At 56.1% G+C, this 522-nt stretch carries 1 protein-coding gene; it reads right to left on the bottom strand.

What is annotated here, in order from left to right:
• Window positions 1-58: 58 nt before the first annotated feature.
• A partial coding sequence (locus tag AAE045_RS24290) for an integrase core domain-containing protein (protein WP_455549851.1) occupies window positions 59-522 on the bottom strand: 464 nt, incomplete at its 5' end.

Below are 522 nucleotides of genomic sequence, written 5' to 3'. Positions count from 1 at the left end.
TGTACGACCGGTCACATAGGTTACAGATCAGACCGGCCACACAGGTAACACATTCAGCCTAATCTATCCGGATGATACTTTGCTTACGTCTGTCGTAGTAAGCAAGGTCCATCCGGTTAAATATAATGACATCCACCCCATCTTCCCGTTCCTCCAGCATCACATATTCCCCCCGTAGCGCCTGATTCAGGAACACACGTTTACCGATGTGTATAACGCCTTTCGGTCCGACCCGATAAATCCGTGCACCCTCCGGATAACTCACCTCCGGCGTTTTTCCGTCCCATTGCCGGGGCGACGGCACCCAGATGCCGCCGGGGGTCAGCCCGCCCAGTGCCTCATGTGGCCGTTCCCGGTTAAACTCCTCCCGGTAATGGTCGAACCACGCCTGCTGGGCTTCCAGAGTCGAATGCCGGTTATCGAAGCTCAGGCTGTATTTGAGAGAGCGGTGCATGCGTTCATGGCGTCCGTTTTCCTCCGGATGTCCCCGGCGAATACGCTCCGGACGGATGCCCAGCTTAA

This window comes from Dryocola clanedunensis (genome assembly GCF_038405435.1).
In the GTDB taxonomy this organism is placed as follows: Bacteria; Pseudomonadota; Gammaproteobacteria; order Enterobacterales; family Enterobacteriaceae; genus Dryocola; species Dryocola clanedunensis_A.
This window is presented reverse-complemented; position numbering and strand designations above follow the sequence as displayed.